This window comes from Testudinibacter sp. P27/CKL/0425, from assembly GCF_052931395.1.
Map to the genome: position 1 here is coordinate 487,207 of NZ_CM128801.1, position 15,774 is coordinate 502,980.

At 41.3% G+C, this 15,774-nt stretch carries 20 protein-coding genes, 1 tRNA gene and 1 pseudogene; all 22 read left to right on the plus strand.

Annotated features, from left to right (window positions below; genetic code table 11):
* Positions 1 to 26 precede the first annotated feature (26 nt).
* The 22 genes and pseudogenes from ACUHGC_RS02470 (at position 27) to rsmG (ending at position 15,770) form a co-directional block, all read left to right on the plus strand.
* Positions 27 to 121: transfer RNA gene (locus ACUHGC_RS02470), tRNA-Sec, on the plus strand.
* A 348-nt stretch (positions 122 to 469) separates the two neighbouring features.
* A complete protein-coding gene (locus tag ACUHGC_RS02475) occupies positions 470 to 1,726 on the plus strand; it encodes a tyrosine-type recombinase/integrase (RefSeq protein ID WP_446834103.1) in 1,257 nt (418 codons plus the stop codon).
* Positions 1,727 to 1,889: 163 nt separating this feature from the next.
* Positions 1,890 to 2,567, plus strand: a complete 678-nt coding sequence (locus ACUHGC_RS02480; protein ID WP_446834104.1) for a hypothetical protein — start codon at positions 1,890 to 1,892, stop codon at positions 2,565 to 2,567.
* Between the two features lie 11 nt (positions 2,568 to 2,578).
* Positions 2,579 to 3,388 (plus strand): hypothetical protein, encoded by an 810-nt coding sequence (locus ACUHGC_RS02485; RefSeq protein WP_446834105.1) that lies wholly within the window; start codon positions 2,579 to 2,581, stop codon positions 3,386 to 3,388.
* Between the two features lie 210 nt (positions 3,389 to 3,598).
* Positions 3,599 to 3,787 (plus strand): helix-turn-helix transcriptional regulator, encoded by a 189-nt coding sequence (locus ACUHGC_RS02490; RefSeq protein ID WP_446834106.1) that lies wholly within the window; start codon positions 3,599 to 3,601, stop codon positions 3,785 to 3,787.
* A 9-nt stretch (positions 3,788 to 3,796) separates the two neighbouring features.
* Positions 3,797 to 4,645, plus strand: coding sequence for an antA/AntB antirepressor family protein (locus ACUHGC_RS02495; RefSeq protein ID WP_446834107.1), 849 nt, complete (start codon positions 3,797 to 3,799; stop codon positions 4,643 to 4,645).
* 10 nt (positions 4,646 to 4,655) lie between these two features.
* A complete protein-coding gene (locus ACUHGC_RS02500) occupies positions 4,656 to 5,390 on the plus strand; it encodes a Rha family transcriptional regulator (protein ID WP_446833242.1) in 735 nt (244 codons plus the stop codon).
* Complete coding sequence (locus tag ACUHGC_RS02505; RefSeq protein WP_446833241.1) at positions 5,377 to 5,610, plus strand: helix-turn-helix domain-containing protein; 234 nt, start codon at positions 5,377 to 5,379, stop codon at positions 5,608 to 5,610. Before ACUHGC_RS02500 ends, ACUHGC_RS02505 begins: the two co-directional genes overlap by 14 nt.
* Positions 5,611 to 5,766: 156 nt before the next feature.
* A complete protein-coding gene (locus ACUHGC_RS02510) occupies positions 5,767 to 5,940 on the plus strand; it encodes a hypothetical protein (protein WP_446833240.1) in 174 nt (57 codons plus the stop codon).
* A gap of 171 nt (positions 5,941 to 6,111) precedes the next feature.
* Positions 6,112 to 6,567: an ArsR family transcriptional regulator gene (locus ACUHGC_RS02515; protein ID WP_446834108.1), complete on the plus strand. Its 456-nt coding sequence runs from the start codon at positions 6,112 to 6,114 to the stop codon at positions 6,565 to 6,567.
* A 356-nt stretch (positions 6,568 to 6,923) separates the two neighbouring features.
* A complete protein-coding gene (locus ACUHGC_RS02520) occupies positions 6,924 to 7,364 on the plus strand; it encodes a terminase small subunit (protein ID WP_446834109.1) in 441 nt (146 codons plus the stop codon).
* A gap of 225 nt (positions 7,365 to 7,589) precedes the next feature.
* Positions 7,590 to 7,880 (plus strand): annotated as a pseudogene (locus tag ACUHGC_RS02525) (ash family protein); the annotation flags it as partial.
* Positions 7,881 to 7,922: 42 nt separating this feature from the next.
* Entirely contained in the window at positions 7,923 to 8,102 is a 180-nt protein-coding gene (locus tag ACUHGC_RS02530) for a host cell division inhibitor Icd-like protein (RefSeq protein ID WP_446834110.1), read from the plus strand.
* Complete coding sequence (locus ACUHGC_RS02535; protein ID WP_446834111.1) at positions 8,095 to 8,316, plus strand: hypothetical protein; 222 nt, start codon at positions 8,095 to 8,097, stop codon at positions 8,314 to 8,316. Before ACUHGC_RS02530 ends, ACUHGC_RS02535 begins: the two co-directional genes overlap by 8 nt.
* A complete protein-coding gene (locus tag ACUHGC_RS02540; RefSeq protein WP_446834112.1) occupies positions 8,309 to 8,479 on the plus strand; it encodes a hypothetical protein in 171 nt (56 codons plus the stop codon). The genes ACUHGC_RS02535 and ACUHGC_RS02540 overlap by 8 nt, the downstream gene beginning before the upstream one ends.
* A 120-nt stretch (positions 8,480 to 8,599) precedes the next feature.
* A complete protein-coding gene (locus ACUHGC_RS02545; RefSeq protein WP_446834113.1) occupies positions 8,600 to 9,121 on the plus strand; it encodes a hypothetical protein in 522 nt (173 codons plus the stop codon).
* A 456-nt stretch (positions 9,122 to 9,577) separates the two neighbouring features.
* On the plus strand, positions 9,578 to 10,594 hold the full coding sequence (locus ACUHGC_RS02550) for an Abi family protein (RefSeq protein WP_446834114.1): 1,017 nt from the start codon (positions 9,578 to 9,580) through the stop codon (positions 10,592 to 10,594).
* A gap of 577 nt (positions 10,595 to 11,171) precedes the next feature.
* The gene (locus ACUHGC_RS02555) at positions 11,172 to 11,657 is read left to right on the plus strand and encodes a hypothetical protein (RefSeq protein ID WP_446834115.1); all 486 of its coding nucleotides are present in this window, start codon (positions 11,172 to 11,174) and stop codon (positions 11,655 to 11,657) included.
* 120 nt (positions 11,658 to 11,777) lie between these two features.
* Complete coding sequence (locus ACUHGC_RS02560) at positions 11,778 to 12,131, plus strand: type II toxin-antitoxin system YafO family toxin (protein WP_446834116.1); 354 nt, start codon at positions 11,778 to 11,780, stop codon at positions 12,129 to 12,131.
* 255 nt (positions 12,132 to 12,386) lie between these two features.
* Positions 12,387 to 12,839, plus strand: coding sequence for an FMN-binding protein MioC (gene mioC, locus ACUHGC_RS02565; RefSeq protein WP_446834117.1), 453 nt, complete (start codon positions 12,387 to 12,389; stop codon positions 12,837 to 12,839).
* Positions 12,840 to 13,252: 413 nt separating this feature from the next.
* A complete protein-coding gene (gene mnmG, locus ACUHGC_RS02570; protein WP_446834118.1) occupies positions 13,253 to 15,157 on the plus strand; it encodes a tRNA uridine-5-carboxymethylaminomethyl(34) synthesis enzyme MnmG in 1,905 nt (634 codons plus the stop codon).
* A complete protein-coding gene (rsmG, locus tag ACUHGC_RS02575; RefSeq protein ID WP_446834822.1) occupies positions 15,150 to 15,770 on the plus strand; it encodes a 16S rRNA (guanine(527)-N(7))-methyltransferase RsmG in 621 nt (206 codons plus the stop codon). Before mnmG ends, rsmG begins: the two co-directional genes overlap by 8 nt.
* Positions 15,771 to 15,774: the final 4 nt, after the last annotated feature.

Sequence of the window (15,774 nt, forward strand, 5' to 3'; positions counted from 1 at the left end):
ATTCAGTACAATATTGCAAAATCCAAGGAAGATCGTCGTTTCCGGTGAAGCGGCAGGACTTCAAATCCTGTTAAGGCTGCCAGCAGTCTTGGGTGGGTTCAACTCCCATGATCTTCCGCCATTCCACTAATCAACACTCCCCATAATTCATCATTTCACACGCTAAACCCCAGTAAAATCAACGTTCAAGGCTAAATCCATTCGTTATAATTAATCATCATTAATCAATTTATACCACTTTTTTTGTTCCCTTTTTTGTTCCCTAATTTATAATATTTGCTCAACACTCTAAATTTACTCTCTAAAACTGCTTGTTTTCAAAAAATAGAAAGGAACAAATAGATTATATTTTATTGAAATAAAAAGAAAAAAATTAAATTTCAAGAATAATCTATAGGGACAGTGAGAGAAAAAAGGGAACAAAAATTCTTTTTTAAGGGAACAAAAAACGCTGAAAGGCTTGCTATATATGGCTAGAACACTAAAAGATACCGAGATCAAAAACGCTAAACCAAAGGCAAAAGAATATCTGCTTGCAGATGGTGCTGGATTGTATTTGATAGTTACCCCAGCAGGGGGAAAGCTATGGCGGTTTATCTATGTGCAACCTTATACGAAAAAACGCTTAAAAATGAATATAGGGCGTTACCCTGATTTGCCATTACAGCAGGCACGAAAGAAACGTGATGAATTTAACGCTTTACTTGTACTGAATATCGATCCACAACAACAGCGGCAGAAAGAACGGATAGCACAAGCTGAAAGGCTGGACCGCACTTTTAGCCGATTAGCGAAAGATTGGTTTGAGGACCGCAAACAGAAAGCCAATTATTCAGAACGGACAGCTAAAGATACATGGGCGATTTTTGAGCGCCATATTTTACCGGCATTGGGGAATTACCCTATTAGTGAGATAACACCATTAATCGCAATCAATGCGTTTAAACCATTGGAAAAAGCAGGCAAGTTAGAAACCGTTAAGAAGATAATCGGTAATGTGAATAACGTTATGCGCTACGCCTTGCACCGAGGCATGATTGAATATAATCCGCTGGCGCAAATTGGAAAAGAGTTTGATAAGCCGGTAAGCCAAGGCATGAAGACCATTTCACCCGAAGAGATCAGCGATTTCTTGCATGGCTTTTATGCCGCCAGAGATAGCGCAAAATTTAGCCCATTGGCGTTCTATGCGGTGATGTTAGTGGTGCTGACAGGGGGAAGACCTTCCGAGATAGCCGCGGCTAAATGGCAGGATATAGACACCGAAGCGCGCAAATGGTGCTACCGTGTTCAAAAGGGAAATAAGAACCTCCCTGAAGGGCGCTTACATACGGTTACCCTATCACGGCAAGCAATCGAGATATTCACCAAGGTAAAAACCATTCACGCCGCAATCGGCATTGATAGCCCGTTTGTCTTTGCCAGCGCCATAGCCAAAAGCGGGCATATAACGATTGAATCAATGCGGCAGGCTATCATTAAAGGCATAGGCGAAAAACGGCTTACCACGCATGGCATAAGGCATTTATTCAGCACCTCACTGAATGAAAAGGATTATAAAGCAGACTGGATAGAAAGGGCGTTATCACACAAGCAGAACAGCGATAAAAACCAAATTAGGCGAGTATATGACAAATCACAGTATATCAATCAACGGGCGCAGATGTTGCAAGAATGGGCGAACTATGTAGAGAGCCAAGCACCAGCCCCTATCGTTACAGAATAAGCAATATTAACTGTATGCTTGATTGTGATTAAATATGACTAAAGAAATAAATTAAAGAATTAAGTGAGGCTAGGAGCGGATTAATTACCCGAGCCGAAAGACAGTAACCCTTATTGCTGTTTGCCTCACTTCTACAGATAAGGGCAAACGTAAGGGCGTTTTTATGAATGACAGCCAATTTCTATCAGCATTTGAGAATGATTTGAAGCCGCTAATCAGCCTCAAGGATATTATCATTAGCATTTCTGAATATACCAACCAAAGACCCGATCAGATAGCCGATAACTTAGAGCATTTATTATTTGGATTTAGACAGAATAGGCAATATGTAAACTCTTTTTGTCACTGTACTATATGGGATCAAACTGGAAGCCAAAGAACTATTTACGAACCAATAGAAAATAATTTTAAAGATGCCTTTAATCATATAAAAGGCTTTCTAAAAGATGTAATTATTTTAAATTCATTTGATATTGACGGATTAGATAAGATTTTTGTTAGGCGTAAAGAGTTCGCACAACGGGTTAAAACAAGTGAAATTACAGTTTTAGCAAAGATGCCAAACAAGCCAGAAAATGGCACAAGCAAGGTAAGAGATGATTACGTTAGCGTTTATGATTTTCTCGAATTTTCAAGATCAAAATACGATAGTTATGAAGAGGCGGTAAGTGATATTTTGAGCTTGCTTAAACACAATAATATTAATTTATATGAGTTCATAGAGAAAGGTTTTAAGCCAAGAATAAAGAGATTTAACAGCCCGACATTCAGAGATTGCCTAGAGAGTGTTAAGGCTAGAGGTGGTTACTATAATCCACTAGATGATGAAATTCCATTTTAAGGCGGTTAACAATGACGCTAACAGAGCAAAATGCAAAAAAATACTTAATTTTGAAAAAAGACTTAGAACAAGCATTAGGGGTTAAGATTAATTTTGATGAAGTGAATCAAATAAACCTAAAAGAGCATTTAAAGCCATACAATGCAATGGGGGTATTTAATCTATGGGATAGTATGGGCTTACTATTAAATTGCACAGAAAAACAATACACGAAAGATCGCCTAAAAGATAATAGATATTACCCTACTTATAGAGCATTACTATCAGCTATTAGGAACGGCAGTTTAGCTAAATCTAAAATAATAGATGACGCACCCGATGAGGACCCAAATTATGCAGAAATTGAAGCAGATAGAACCGAATTAGAGCAATGGGCAAAGCATAACGGCTATAAATGGGAGCTGCCGCCATATATACCATTTAGAGCTAGTATAAGCGGAGAGCAATTCAGTGAAAACGAAACGGAAGAAATTATAACAACACTACAAGCTGAAAACGAAGCATTGAGGCAACGCATAGCAGAGCTAGAAGCCCAGTTAGAGGCTAAAGAAAATCAAGTACCTACCACAGTAAACTATGATGATTTTTCTATTTATGGGCATACCACAGAACCAATAAAGGCTATATTTGGCACGGTAAATAAGTTTTGGATTAACGTTGATTATTCGCAACCTGATACCATAGTAAACGCAGGCGAAATAGAAGAGTGGATCATGAATAACTATAGCGTAAGCAGGAATATTGGAACAGCAATTCAAAAAATAACCAGACCAGAGCAAGCAAGAACAATCGGAAGTAAGGGAAATAATAAAAAGGGGTAGCACCCTTTTACTTACCGCATAAAATCTAGCTTTAACGATATCTTAAGGGTTTATCCGAAAAAGGGGTATAACCCTTTTTTGTTGATAAATGGGTACAACCCTTTATAACCCTTTCACCCTATTCTCATATAAAAATCAGTAGTTTAATACCCCTAACGCAATAAGAACACTATTGCGGATATTTGACTAATCAAATCACAGGGGGCATTTATGACCGAACAACACGACACTATCAAAAAACACTATTCAATTCCTGAACTGACTGAGCGTGGTATTGGATCACGTTCCAAGATTGATCGCTTAGCAAAGCAAGGGCTGCTGAAAAAAATCAAAATTGGGCGTTCTGTTCGTTTTTGCGCTGATGACGTTAACGCATTCATTAATGGCACTAACGCATAGGGGGCTGGTATGAACGTATTAACCTCAGCCCAAGCGAAAGCATTAACCCCAGTCAAAGCACCAGCAGAAGCCGTTATTTTTGCGAATCAATTACCGATTCAAGAAAGCTATTTTCAGGGCGTAACCACGCACAGCATTAATGCGAGAGATTTACACCGCTTTTTAGAAAGTAAGAGGCAATTTGCCAACTGGATAAAAAGCAAAATTGACCGATATGGATTTAAACAGGGTGAAGACTTTGCCATTGTTGAAAGTTTTTGTAAGCCAGAAATGACTAGCAAAAAATCTACTGGTGAAAATTTGAGCTTAACAAATTTGTTAAGCTCAAAAAATAAACAATCCACAAAAGCACGCCCACAAACCCAAATTGACTATCACCTTTCGCTAAACATGGCGAAGGAATTAGCGATGCTGGAGCGCAACCAGCAAGGCAAATTAGCCCGTAAATATTTTATTGATTGTGAAACCGAGCTGAACCGAGTAGCACCACAGCGAGCGGAAGCATTGCGCCTTGATTGGCTGGCGCGACGGGAAGCTGCTAAAGCCCATTTCAGCCCACTTACTGACGCATTGAAAGCCAGCTTGATTCGTTCAGGGCGAGACCCACAAAAGCGCTATCACTACAGCAACGAATCGGCAATGGTTTTATCGGTGGTGCTAGGCAAAAGCGATAAACAATACCGCAAAGAACGGGGCATTGTTGGCAATATTCGCCCAACTTTAAACGTTGAACAGTTGGAGAAATTAGCCTATTTGGAACAAGCGGACGCAATGCTACTGAACGCAAATATTGACGATTTTCATGAACGGAAGCAGAAATTAATTATCGCCTGTTCTAACCATTTTTGCAGATGTTAAGGGGGAAATTATGCAATCTATCAGCACAAACACAAAAACCGCACTTTTAACCGATGCGCCAGCAGTTCAGCCATTGCCAGAAGTGATTTACCACAAGCATAAAGCCCTGACAACGTCGCTAGCGGTGGCGAAGTTTTTTGGTAAACAGCACAAGAATATTTTGCGAGCAATCGAAAATTTAGAGTGTTCGCCAACATTCAACGAGCTCAATTTTGAGCTGGTTAAATACACCGATGAAAAGGGTGAGCGTCGCCCAATGTACCGCATGACCCGAAGCGGATTTGTATTTTTAGCAATGGGATTTACCGGGAAGAAAGCAGCTCAATTCAAAGAAGCCTACATTACTCGATTTGATGAAATGGAACGCTGGATTGTTTCAAGGGAATCACTAGCCAAAACCAACGACAGATTAGGCGATGCGGTGAAATTCTATTTGCAGGCAACAGGCGCAACCGATCCGCACGCTTACAGCCGTGAGCATACCTTGATTTATTGCGTGGTGTTAGGTTGTAGCCGTAAGACATGGCTAGAGAAACACGGATTGCCACCAGACAGTGAAATCAGAAACCACTTGAGCCAAACACAATTAGATTTGATTGATGTTTTAATCCCGCAATCAGCGGCAATGCTTAACATGATGATGACCTACAAAGACCGTAAAAACGCCTTAACCGAGTTTGCATTGCGATTCATTACACAATCGGAGCAAGTAGCACCGCAGGGGGGAAGTCATGAAATCCATTAATTCCACCAACACCCACAATCAACGCTTGTTTATTTTGGCGAGATTGCGAGAGGCACCACACAGCACGCTTGAATTTAGAGATATGGGCGTTTGTTCGCCAGCCGCCCGAGTGCTTGAGTTGAAAGAGCAGGGGTACAAAATCACTACCCATTTTCGAGATGAATATGACAGTGCAGGGGTAAAACACCGCATTGGCGTTTATACCCTACGCAACGAATAGCGACAAAACGAAATAAGAAGCGCATAGGGAGGTTTTTATTATGAAGATGAATAAACAACCAGCAAACAAAATAACGGCTTAAAACCAACGCTAGGCGATTTAATCGCACAGCTTGAAAACATCACCGCAATTGCTGCTCACTACGGAAGCGGCAAATTGATTGAATGGAAAAACGAAGACGGGCGCTATAGCCACACCGCAACCGCTGAAGAATCGTTTAATTATCTATCAGAGCTGGCAATGCTGGCGCAGGCTGACGCAATGGCGCTACAGAAACAGCTTAGCGCCTTGATTGGCGGGGGATCAACTTACACCGGTGAGGAAAGTTAAACCCCAAGATTACCACAAGGGAGACGTTAAGATTACGGTAAGGCAGACGTTAAGATTACGGTAAGGCAGACGGTAACATCACGGTAACCTTGCATTGATTGTAACGGCACAAAAAAGCCCACGTTCAAGGCTGAAACCGTGGGCAATATTTTCAATTAGCAGGGTTATTATATGGGTAGCACAGCGCAAAGACAACAAGAAAGCAGAAAAACGACAGCTAGAAAAATCAAGATGGCAAAGCTAAACCAAGATGAAATTAACGGCGCAAACTGGTTTAGATTAAGAGGTGATTTGATTCGCGATTTAGGATTTAAAGCTATGACAGGCTACGCAAAGAGCGTTTATCTTGGCTTGTTCGCCGAATATACCGGCACGAACAACGGCGCGTTAGCTTTGCCATATGGGCAAGCAATGAAAGAGCTAGGCATGGCAAGAGCAACTGTCAGCAAAGCATTCACGGAGCTAGAGAAGGGCGGATTTATTCAGGTAACACGACAAGGCAACGCCTCATTGAAAAGCCTGTATGCCCTAACCTGTTTCCCTGTGAATAGTGATGATAACTTATCCATCAAAGGAACAGCCAAAGCGTCGGATAACTGGAAACGTAAGCCAAAGGGTAAGGATTGATTAAGTTTTGAAGACCAAATTTTTTTATCATGCTTGTTTTGTTCGTTTTGGTGATGGATTTTTATTTTTCTGCTGAGTGAAATGCAAATAAAAAATAATGCCTATGGCTAGATCTCTATTAGAATAGTTCACCTCATGAACTAGGTAGGGGGTCAAAAAAGGGGTCTATCGGTTCACGTGGTGAACCAGTTAGGGCTAAAATGGCTAAAAAATAAACAGGGGTGGTTCACGAGATGAACCGATAGGCGGATAAGTGGTTCACGAGATGAACCGGTCAAAATACTTTCAATTTGAAACTATAACGTACGTTACTATTTTAAATTTAACAGCAAGCCACAAGACGAGGAGAAAACAAAATGACCTTAACCCCAAAACAAGAATCATTCTGCCTTGCGTATCTTGAGACAGGTAACGCCACCAGCGCATACAAGCAGTCTTATTCTGCCGAGAAGATGAAATCAGAATCGGTGAATGTGGAGGCAAGCAAACTACTGAGTAACCCCAAGATTGCCCAAAGAATCGAGGAATTGCGCCAACCGGTTATCCGATCTCTACAATCCGCCTTAAGCGAACACCTCAGCCGCTTGGATAGGCTGAGCAAAAAAGCGGAGGAAGCCGGGCAGCTTTCCATTGCGGTGAGTGCAGAGATTGCCAGAGGCAAAGCAATGGGGCTTTATGCCAAATCGGAGGAGAGTGCACAAGTGATATTCGGTAATCGTGAACAGGAAATTAAAAAAGTCGCTGACCCGGACGGATATAAACTTGACCAAATGTTATCATTTCGCTGTAGTGAGTAGTCATTTTACCTTGATTCTGCAATCTAGATTAAAGCACACCTCAGTAATCGGATAAAATAGCCATAAATCTATCGTAGACAGGTTTTTAATTTTAACTTGACAATGATATGCCTAAAATTAAACACCTATTAAAATGCGATTCAGGCGCTTTCTTGAATATTATTAACTTTGCCAAAATTTAACCCTCTCCACTTTACCGAATAAAACAAATTTCAAAAGTTTGATCTGAATCACTTTACAACCCCCCGCACTTTAGATTATCGTAAACACGCTTTAGCAAAATCTAAAGCCGAGCCTCGAAACTCGTACGATAGACACAAGGCGCATGACACGCCTAGATTAGCGTGTTTTTTTATGCGTAAGATTCGCACATCCCAAGAAAATTTAGCGGCTCAATTTGAGCTACTTAACATTCTCTCAATGGTAGCGTGCGATGGGAAAGGTTTCGCCCTTTGCTGCTTTCCTTGTGTCGCAGTTTTCGAGCCCGTCGCACGTTACCGCCCAAACCCTCGAAAGTTTAGCGGTAACTCTTATCAAGATACACAAGGAGTTACAGCCATGATCTATTTATTCGCAGGCATTAAACGCCTAGACCGCACCAACAAAATTCATTCCCTACGCATTGAAGCCGACAGCGAACGCCAAGCCTGTGCCCTTTTAGCCCGTGATTATGTGTTAGCGTTTGCTGGGCGGATTAACCGCACTTTCACCGCTGTTCAGGGGGTGATTTATGCGTAATACACTTGTTACTCAAAAGCACAAAGATGAATACTTACTAGACCGAATTTCAGAGGTTGAAAGCCTTGTTTATTTGCTTCAAAAGTGGACGGAGGGCGGTGAAAACCTAACAATTAAGCATGCTTTATCCGTATTGGAAAGTTGTGTAATGGAGACTTATAGGACAGCTTGCTGGAGTACTGTAGAGCAAGTATTGGGGGGCGATGATGAATAATACTCTTTGGCAAGTAGTCCGTTATACCGAGAATAACAAGCCGTCCATTGTTGGCAGTGATAGCGATATTCAAACCGTGCTGAACATCATCAAGCGAACATTAGAGAATCACGATCCGGCATTGACGGCGATAGCGGTTAAGAAAATACAGCCACCAGCATAACCCAAAAGACAAAATGGCCACGGTAACGAGCTGATGTTTTGTTGTGACAAGTTGTCGCAGAACATCAGCTAAATATTGAACAGGCGAGAGGATAAAATCAAGATATTGCGGGTTGATGATATGGGAAACAGACAACAAGACCAGCAGGACAGTAAACGACCCACCGACAAAAAGAAAGCGTATCGGCGGGCGCAACAAGAGCGGCTAGGCGTGAATTTTAAGCAAGGCGGTTATCACATTACGAGGCATGATATGGTTAATAGTCCAGAGTTTACCGCACTTAGCGGCAATTCGGTTAAAGTGTTGATCAAGTTGATGGCACAATTTAGGGGCTTCAACAATGGCGATCTTTCAGCACCACAGAATAAAGCCCTTGAGCTGTTTGGAATGAGTACCCCTACGTTAAACAAAGCTCTTTCCGAGTTGATAGAGAGCGGTTTTATTGTGGTGACACGACAAGGACATAATAACCGATGTTCGCTTTATGCAGTGACGTGTTGGGCGATAGATCCGTGTGGCGGTAAATTAAACCTTGAGCCAACTCAAAACCCCCTGAACAGTTGGAGAGTTCAAAATTGGGATTTAACCATTGAGGGGAAAAAGCGTAAGCCAAGCGAAAACCAAAATGACCCGCCGATGTGATTTCCTGTATTTTCATGGATAACATTAATAAATTTAAAGTAGGGTATATGGTAATAATATATAAGGTCTTAAAAAATTTAAGACCGAATAGGGGTAAAAATGGGCTGACCGCTTAAAAAATTTAAGACCGAGCCACTTAAAGTGAATAAAAAGTGAACAGTCGGTCTTAAAAAATTTAAGTACCCTACTTAAAAAATTTAAAGCCGAAAAATACTTGCAGTTTAAAACTATAATGTGCGTTACTAAATTGCATTTAGAGATTTCTAGATTAACTTTGATGCTTGTTTTGCTGGTGGAAAGTTAAAACAGCAGCTTCCTACATAACTGATAGTATTGTGCGTTATCATTCATTACTGTTCATTGCCATTCATTTTGTGACGGCTATCACTTGTGCTATATTTTTAAACGTGTATAATTCGCCTCAATCGTGGGGTAGCCTAAAAGATAAAACTGACCTTGAAGAATCTTTCTTTAAGAGTTAAAGCTACCTCCTTACTTCCCCTTTTCTTACCTCAATTAATGAATAATCATCAGATTAAACCTCATCAAGAATATAGTAAATTAGTAGATTTATTGCTTTCTAGGGGAATGATTATTTCAGATTCTGAAAGACAATACGCAGAAAGAAAACTGCTTCAAGTTGGTTATTATCGTTTATCTGGTTTTTGGTTTTCAAGTCGTCAAACAAAAATCATAGATAACAACTCAAACAATAAAAATGAGTTTATAGATCTATTTTTACCTGAAACAAAATTCGTAAATATTTATCGGTTATACCTATTTGATAAAAAAATAAGATTATTATTACTAGATATTATAGAACGTTTAGAGGTTAATATTAGATCTGTGTTGGCGCACGAAATGGGGAGAATAGAGCCTTTAGCATATAAAGATGTCCGATTCATTAACCCTAGATGGGAAAGCGATTATACAGGCAAATGGCTACCAAAGTTAACAGAATCAATCAAGAACAGCAAAGATGATTTTATTAAATGGCACACAAATCAAAATAAACCGATTCCATTTTGGGTCGTTATTGAGGTTTGGGATTTTGGGACGTTATCAAAATATTATTCATTTCTAAAAGGTAGCTATCAAACAAGAATAGCGAAAAAATTTGACATAGACGCAAACACATTCGGAAAATGGTTGCATGAGATAAATTTATTAAGAAATCTATGCGCACATCATTCTAGGGTATGGAACCGAGAATATAGTTCTGAGATAAGAACGCCAACAATCCAGAATTTGAACGTAGCCGATAAAGGGAAAAAGCGACTATTCAGTAGAATAATTGTTTTATGGTACTTAAATTCAAAGGCTGGAAGTAAAAATTATAAATGGCTTGAAAAGCTAATCTCGCTGATTAATGAAGATTTCCCAGCCGTACCAAATGCAAAATTAGAATCAATGGGCATTACAGGCGATCCAATTCAACAAATTGAGCTATTAAGAAATACTTGTAAAGAATAACAGAGTCTTTGCTAGTGGTGCGCTTGTCATAACCTCACCATAGTGAAGTGGAACAGCCGAAAAATAAAAGTCATAACTGAATCAACCTATTGCGGAAAGTGGAACAGTAAACGGAACATCTGAGACCGAACAGCACTAGCGACAGAAAGCCAATCATATCAACGGATCAACCAATCTCAGCGAACAAACCGAACAGGCAACCGAACACTATCGGCAAAGCAGAATTTAAACTTCAACCCCATGTAAGCAGGGTGCAAGATATTTTTGATAGTCATGGGGTCTCCAATAATTTTGGATACCCCGCCGAACAATTTAATATTGATGGGCTAAAAAACGTACAATTAACGGACTCGTATAGAGGGGGAGTAAATGAGCCGCTGTTTAAAAAGGTACTCCCCTAGGGGTATGGCTCTCCACGGGGTTGCGCGCTCGCGGTTTTCGACAATTTTTTGGGTTTCTAGGCATCATCATGCTGAACATTTACCCTATCAGACTTTAATCATATTAAGTCAATAATCATTGCCTGTTTGTCGCCCATTGTTTATCATATTGGTAATTCACTAGCGTAAAAAATCACATGAAAAAGACAGCAGTAGCCATTTTGGCAGGGCTAGGCATAGCAACCTCACAGCCCCAAGCAAATATTATCTATAGCGTTTCTGATTCAATCCGCCAACTTCAAACACTGGCAGAGCGAAACACTAACGAGGGCGAGCTGTTTCTAAAATTGGTAGATTTAACGCAATCTGTAAATAAATTAAATCAAACTATCAGGAGTAAAAAATACCGTTACAGTGAATTACAGGCTAAAGATTTACTAGTCGTAAAGCAGCTATTGGATTTCGGTTTTGAAATGATTAAAAATCGCTACGAGGAACAAATTTATAATGCTTACTACGCTGAATTTAGAGCTTTTTCAAGCGCACGCCATACACTACAACACGCATTACACCGTATCACAGAGAATCTAACAGGGGTACAGTTTGCGGCTATCCAAGGCGTAACAATCACAAACACAGATATTGACGAAATCAGCCGACAAGCAAAAGCCATTGATAGTTAATGATGTAAACGTAATGCAATCAAAAATCATTGTTCCCTCTTCACTAAGTCAATTTCACGACATTAAAAAATAGCCGTTGGGTTAGCTCTATTCCACGATACCGGCTACTACCCTGATTTTATGGGGCATTATGGGCAGTTTGAAAATAACGCCCAAGCAATGGCAAGTAATATCAATAAAATGCACATAGCGTTATGTTCTCAAGATATGACATTAAGAACATGGCAAAGACGGAATGGGCATAATAGAACCGCCGATAATTTTGTCATTTACACAGAACATTTTTTACATGATAAATATTTCCAGATTCTAGCGGTACTGTCGCCAGAAGCACATAGAAGAATTAATACTCTTCTTCCAAGCTACATAAATCAAGCTGAACAATTCCACCGTCTGAGCGAAACTCAACTAAATTCCCTACCCTATTTCACCAACACAAATCAGATAGATAAATTATTCTCAATAACACCATAGATGAAAAATCTTGTATTTATCGGCTGCTGGTGGCAGATTATCAATCAAAGAACGAAGTGAGAACGTGAGCGGATTTTATGAGATGAATGGGGTAATAAACTTTTTTTGTTCCCTTTTATGTTCCCTTTTTTACGAATTGAAAAATAATTTCTTTATAAATCAATGATAAAATGGATAAATTCAACTCCCATGATCTCCGCCATTTCAAAAAATCACTTCAATATCAAATTCTTATTTTTTATACAGGACATTATTATGCAACAGACCGTTTGTGTGATCAGTGGCAGTACCCTTGGCAGCGCAGAATATTTAGCCGAACATTGTGATGATGTGTTGCAACAACACGGCTTTAAAACTGCACTTTTTCATGGGCCGGATTGGCAGCAGGTGCAAGATTACACTACTTGGCTGGTGGTAACCTCAACCCACGGCGCAGGTGATTTGCCGGATAATCTGTATCCGTTATTCGAGCAACTTGAACAACACGATCAGCCACTAAGTCAGTTACGCTTTGCGGTGATCGGACTTGGCAATTCTGATTATGATACCTTCTGTTTTTCCGTCGATAAAATTGAACGTATTTTGCAACAGAAAAATGCCGTACAACTTGCTCAATCGTTAAAAATTGATGTGCTGAGTTGCTACGCTCATGATCATGCAGCAGATGAATGGTTACCGGCTTTTATCACTCAGCTTAAAAAATCCTAAAAAAGATCATTGTGGATAACTAAGATCAAAACTGTATAAAAACTGTATTTACTGATTGAATAAAATTTATTGTCATGATCACTGTGGATAAAGTGCTGTGTTATCCACAATATGTTGAGCAACAAAACGGATCTTGCTCACAGTATTAAAAGCGATCTAAGATCTTATAATTAAATGAAAAAAAGATCTTTCTCACAGGATCATCCGGCACTAATAATAACAATAATAAGATCTTTATATATAAAAAGATCTTTATTTATAAGCAAACCGGATCCCAAATCGATCGTGTCGATCTCATCAATAAATTTCCTTTTACCAGCAAGCTAAATTCAGTAGAATAGCGCCCAATTTCGTTACTCTTGGATTCCTCGATCAAGCGCTGATCAATCGGAATCGGTTAAACAAGGTTTTTTATGATTTATACAAAAACATACGACGTGATCGTCGTTGGTGGTGGCCATGCCGGAACAGAAGCGGCATTAGCACCTGCAAGAATGGGGCTAAAAACCCTGCTACTTACTCACAATGTAGATACCTTAGGGCAAATGTCCTGTAATCCGGCAATTGGTGGAATTGGCAAAGGTCATCTGGTGAAAGAGATCGATGCGATGGGTGGCTTAATGGCAACTGCTGCTGATCAGGCAGGAATCCAGTTTCGTACTTTAAACAGCAGTAAAGGGCCGGCAGTGCGTGCCACGCGGGCGCAGGCGGATCGGGTTTTATATCGCCAAGCGGTACGGATCGCGTTGGAAAACCAAGATAATTTGGATATTTTCCAGCAGGAAGTAACCGATATTCTGTTTGAACAGGATCGCATCAGTGGTGTGCAAACCAAAATGGGTTTAATCTTCCGCAGTAAAGCGGTAGTGTTGACCGCCGGGACTTTCTTGGCAGGCAAGATCCATATCGGCATGGAAAATTATGTCGGCGGTCGTGCCGGTGATCCGGCATCGATCATGTTGGCGGATCGTTTACGTGAACTGAATTTACGGGTTGATCGCTTAAAAACCGGCACCCCGCCGCGCTTAGATGCACGCAGCATTGATTTTTCGGTGTTGGAAAAACAACATGGCGATGCGATCCTGCCGGTATTTTCGTTTATGGGATCGGTGGATCAACATCCGCGCCAAATTCCGTGCTATATCACTCACACCAATGAAAAAGCCCATGATCTGATCCGCGCCAATCTGGATCGCAGTCCGATGTATGCCGGCGTGATCGAGGGGATCGGGCCGCGTTACTGTCCGTCGATCGAAGATAAAGTCATGCGTTTTGCCGAGCGTAACAGCCATCAGATCTATTTAGAACCGGAAGGCTTAACCAGTAATGAGATCTATCCGAACGGGATCTCCACTAGTTTGCCGTTTGACGTGCAAATGGGGATCGTCAATTCGATGAAAGGGCTTGAAAAAGCTCGGATCGTGAAACCCGGTTATGCGATTGAATACGATTATTTTGATCCACGTGATCTGAAGCCGTCACTGGAAACCAAAGCGATCAACGGCTTGTTCTTTGCCGGACAAATCAACGGTACCACCGGCTATGAAGAAGCGGCGGCGCAAGGCTTACTGGCGGGAATTAATGCCGGTTTATCGGTGCAACAAAAAGTCGCGTGGTATCCGCGCCGTGATCAGGCGTATCTCGGCGTGTTGGTGGATGATCTTTGCACCCTCGGAACCAAAGAGCCGTATCGGGTGTTTACTTCGCGTGCCGAATACCGTTTGCTGCTGCGCGAAGACAATGCTGATCTGCGTTTAACCCCGATTGCGCGTGAGCTGGGCTTGATTGATGATCAACGCTGGGCGCGTTTTAACCAAAAATTAGAAAATATCGAACGGGAGCAGCAGCGTTTGCGTCAAATTTGGATCCATACCCAATCCGAATCTTTAAACGAGGTGAATGCGATCTTAAATACGCCGTTGGTGCGAGAGGCTAGCGGTGAGGATCTGCTACGCCGTCCGGAAGTGGATTATCAAAAACTGACCGCACTTTCACCGTTCTCACCACCGATTGAGGATCGTCAAGCGGCGGAACAGGTGGAAATTTCGATTAAATATCAGGGTTATATCGATCATCAGCAGCAAGAGATCGCTCGACATAAACGCCATGAGAGCACCGAAATTCCCGCGAATTTTGATTATGATAAAGTCAGTGGTTTGTCGAATGAAGTGCGTGCCAAGCTTACCCAGCATCGTCCGGTCTCTATCGGGCAAGCGTCACGCATTTCCGGTGTTACACCGGCGGCAATTTCGATTCTGCTGGTCAACCTGAAAAAACAGGGAATGTTGAAACGTGGAGAAGCCGATGACGCTGTCTGAAAAATTGGATCAACTGTTGGCTGAAACCGCACTTGAGGTGAATTTGTGCCAACGTGAGCAGTTGGTTGCATTTGTCGAGCTGCTGAATAAATGGAATCAAGCCTATAATCTGACTTCAGTGCGTGATCCGCAAGAGATGTTGGTTAAACATATTCTCGACAGTTTAGTGGTGAGCCCTTATTTACAAGGCTCACGCTTTATTGATGTCGGCACCGGCCCTGGATTGCCCGGCATTCCGTTGGCGATTATTAATCCCGATCAGCACTATTTCTTGCTCGACAGCCTCGGCAAGCGGATCACCTTTATTCGTCAGGTGATTCGCCAGTTAGGCTTGACTAACGTAACGCCGATTCAAAGCCGAGTTGAAGCATATCAGCCTGAAGTGCGGTTTGACGGGGTGTTAAGCCGCGCGTTTGCTTCATTGCAGGATATGACCGACTGGTGTCAGCACTTAGTAGCGGATAACGGACGTTTTTATGCGCTAAAAGGCATTTTTCAGCCGGAGGAATTACAGCCGCTGGAACCGCACTTTACGTTGCAACAAAAAATCAAATTAACGGTGCCGGAATTGGTCGGTGAAAGGCATCTGATTGTGTTGACGAAACGTAGGTAATTTA

Coding starts and splice junctions, on each gene's coding strand:
- ACUHGC_RS02475 (WP_446834103.1), top strand. CDS start 470: ATGGCTAGAACACTAAAAGATACCGAGATCAAAAACGCTAAACCAAAG.
- ACUHGC_RS02480 (WP_446834104.1), top strand. CDS start 1,890: ATGAATGACAGCCAATTTCTATCAGCATTTGAGAATGATTTGAAGCCG.
- ACUHGC_RS02485 (WP_446834105.1), top strand. CDS start 2,579: ATGACGCTAACAGAGCAAAATGCAAAAAAATACTTAATTTTGAAAAAA.
- ACUHGC_RS02490 (WP_446834106.1), top strand. CDS start 3,599: ATGACCGAACAACACGACACTATCAAAAAACACTATTCAATTCCTGAA.
- ACUHGC_RS02495 (WP_446834107.1), top strand. CDS start 3,797: ATGAACGTATTAACCTCAGCCCAAGCGAAAGCATTAACCCCAGTCAAA.
- ACUHGC_RS02500 (WP_446833242.1), top strand. CDS start 4,656: ATGCAATCTATCAGCACAAACACAAAAACCGCACTTTTAACCGATGCG.
- ACUHGC_RS02505 (WP_446833241.1), top strand. CDS start 5,377: ATGAAATCCATTAATTCCACCAACACCCACAATCAACGCTTGTTTATT.
- ACUHGC_RS02515 (WP_446834108.1), top strand. CDS start 6,112: ATGGGTAGCACAGCGCAAAGACAACAAGAAAGCAGAAAAACGACAGCT.
- ACUHGC_RS02520 (WP_446834109.1), top strand. CDS start 6,924: ATGACCTTAACCCCAAAACAAGAATCATTCTGCCTTGCGTATCTTGAG.
- ACUHGC_RS02530 (WP_446834110.1), top strand. CDS start 7,923: ATGATCTATTTATTCGCAGGCATTAAACGCCTAGACCGCACCAACAAA.
- ACUHGC_RS02535 (WP_446834111.1), top strand. CDS start 8,095: ATGCGTAATACACTTGTTACTCAAAAGCACAAAGATGAATACTTACTA.
- ACUHGC_RS02540 (WP_446834112.1), top strand. CDS start 8,309: ATGAATAATACTCTTTGGCAAGTAGTCCGTTATACCGAGAATAACAAG.
- ACUHGC_RS02545 (WP_446834113.1), top strand. CDS start 8,600: ATGGGAAACAGACAACAAGACCAGCAGGACAGTAAACGACCCACCGAC.
- ACUHGC_RS02555 (WP_446834115.1), top strand. CDS start 11,172: ATGAAAAAGACAGCAGTAGCCATTTTGGCAGGGCTAGGCATAGCAACC.
- ACUHGC_RS02560 (WP_446834116.1), top strand. CDS start 11,778: ATGGGGCATTATGGGCAGTTTGAAAATAACGCCCAAGCAATGGCAAGT.
- mioC (WP_446834117.1), top strand. CDS start 12,387: ATGCAACAGACCGTTTGTGTGATCAGTGGCAGTACCCTTGGCAGCGCA.
- mnmG (WP_446834118.1), top strand. CDS start 13,253: ATGATTTATACAAAAACATACGACGTGATCGTCGTTGGTGGTGGCCAT.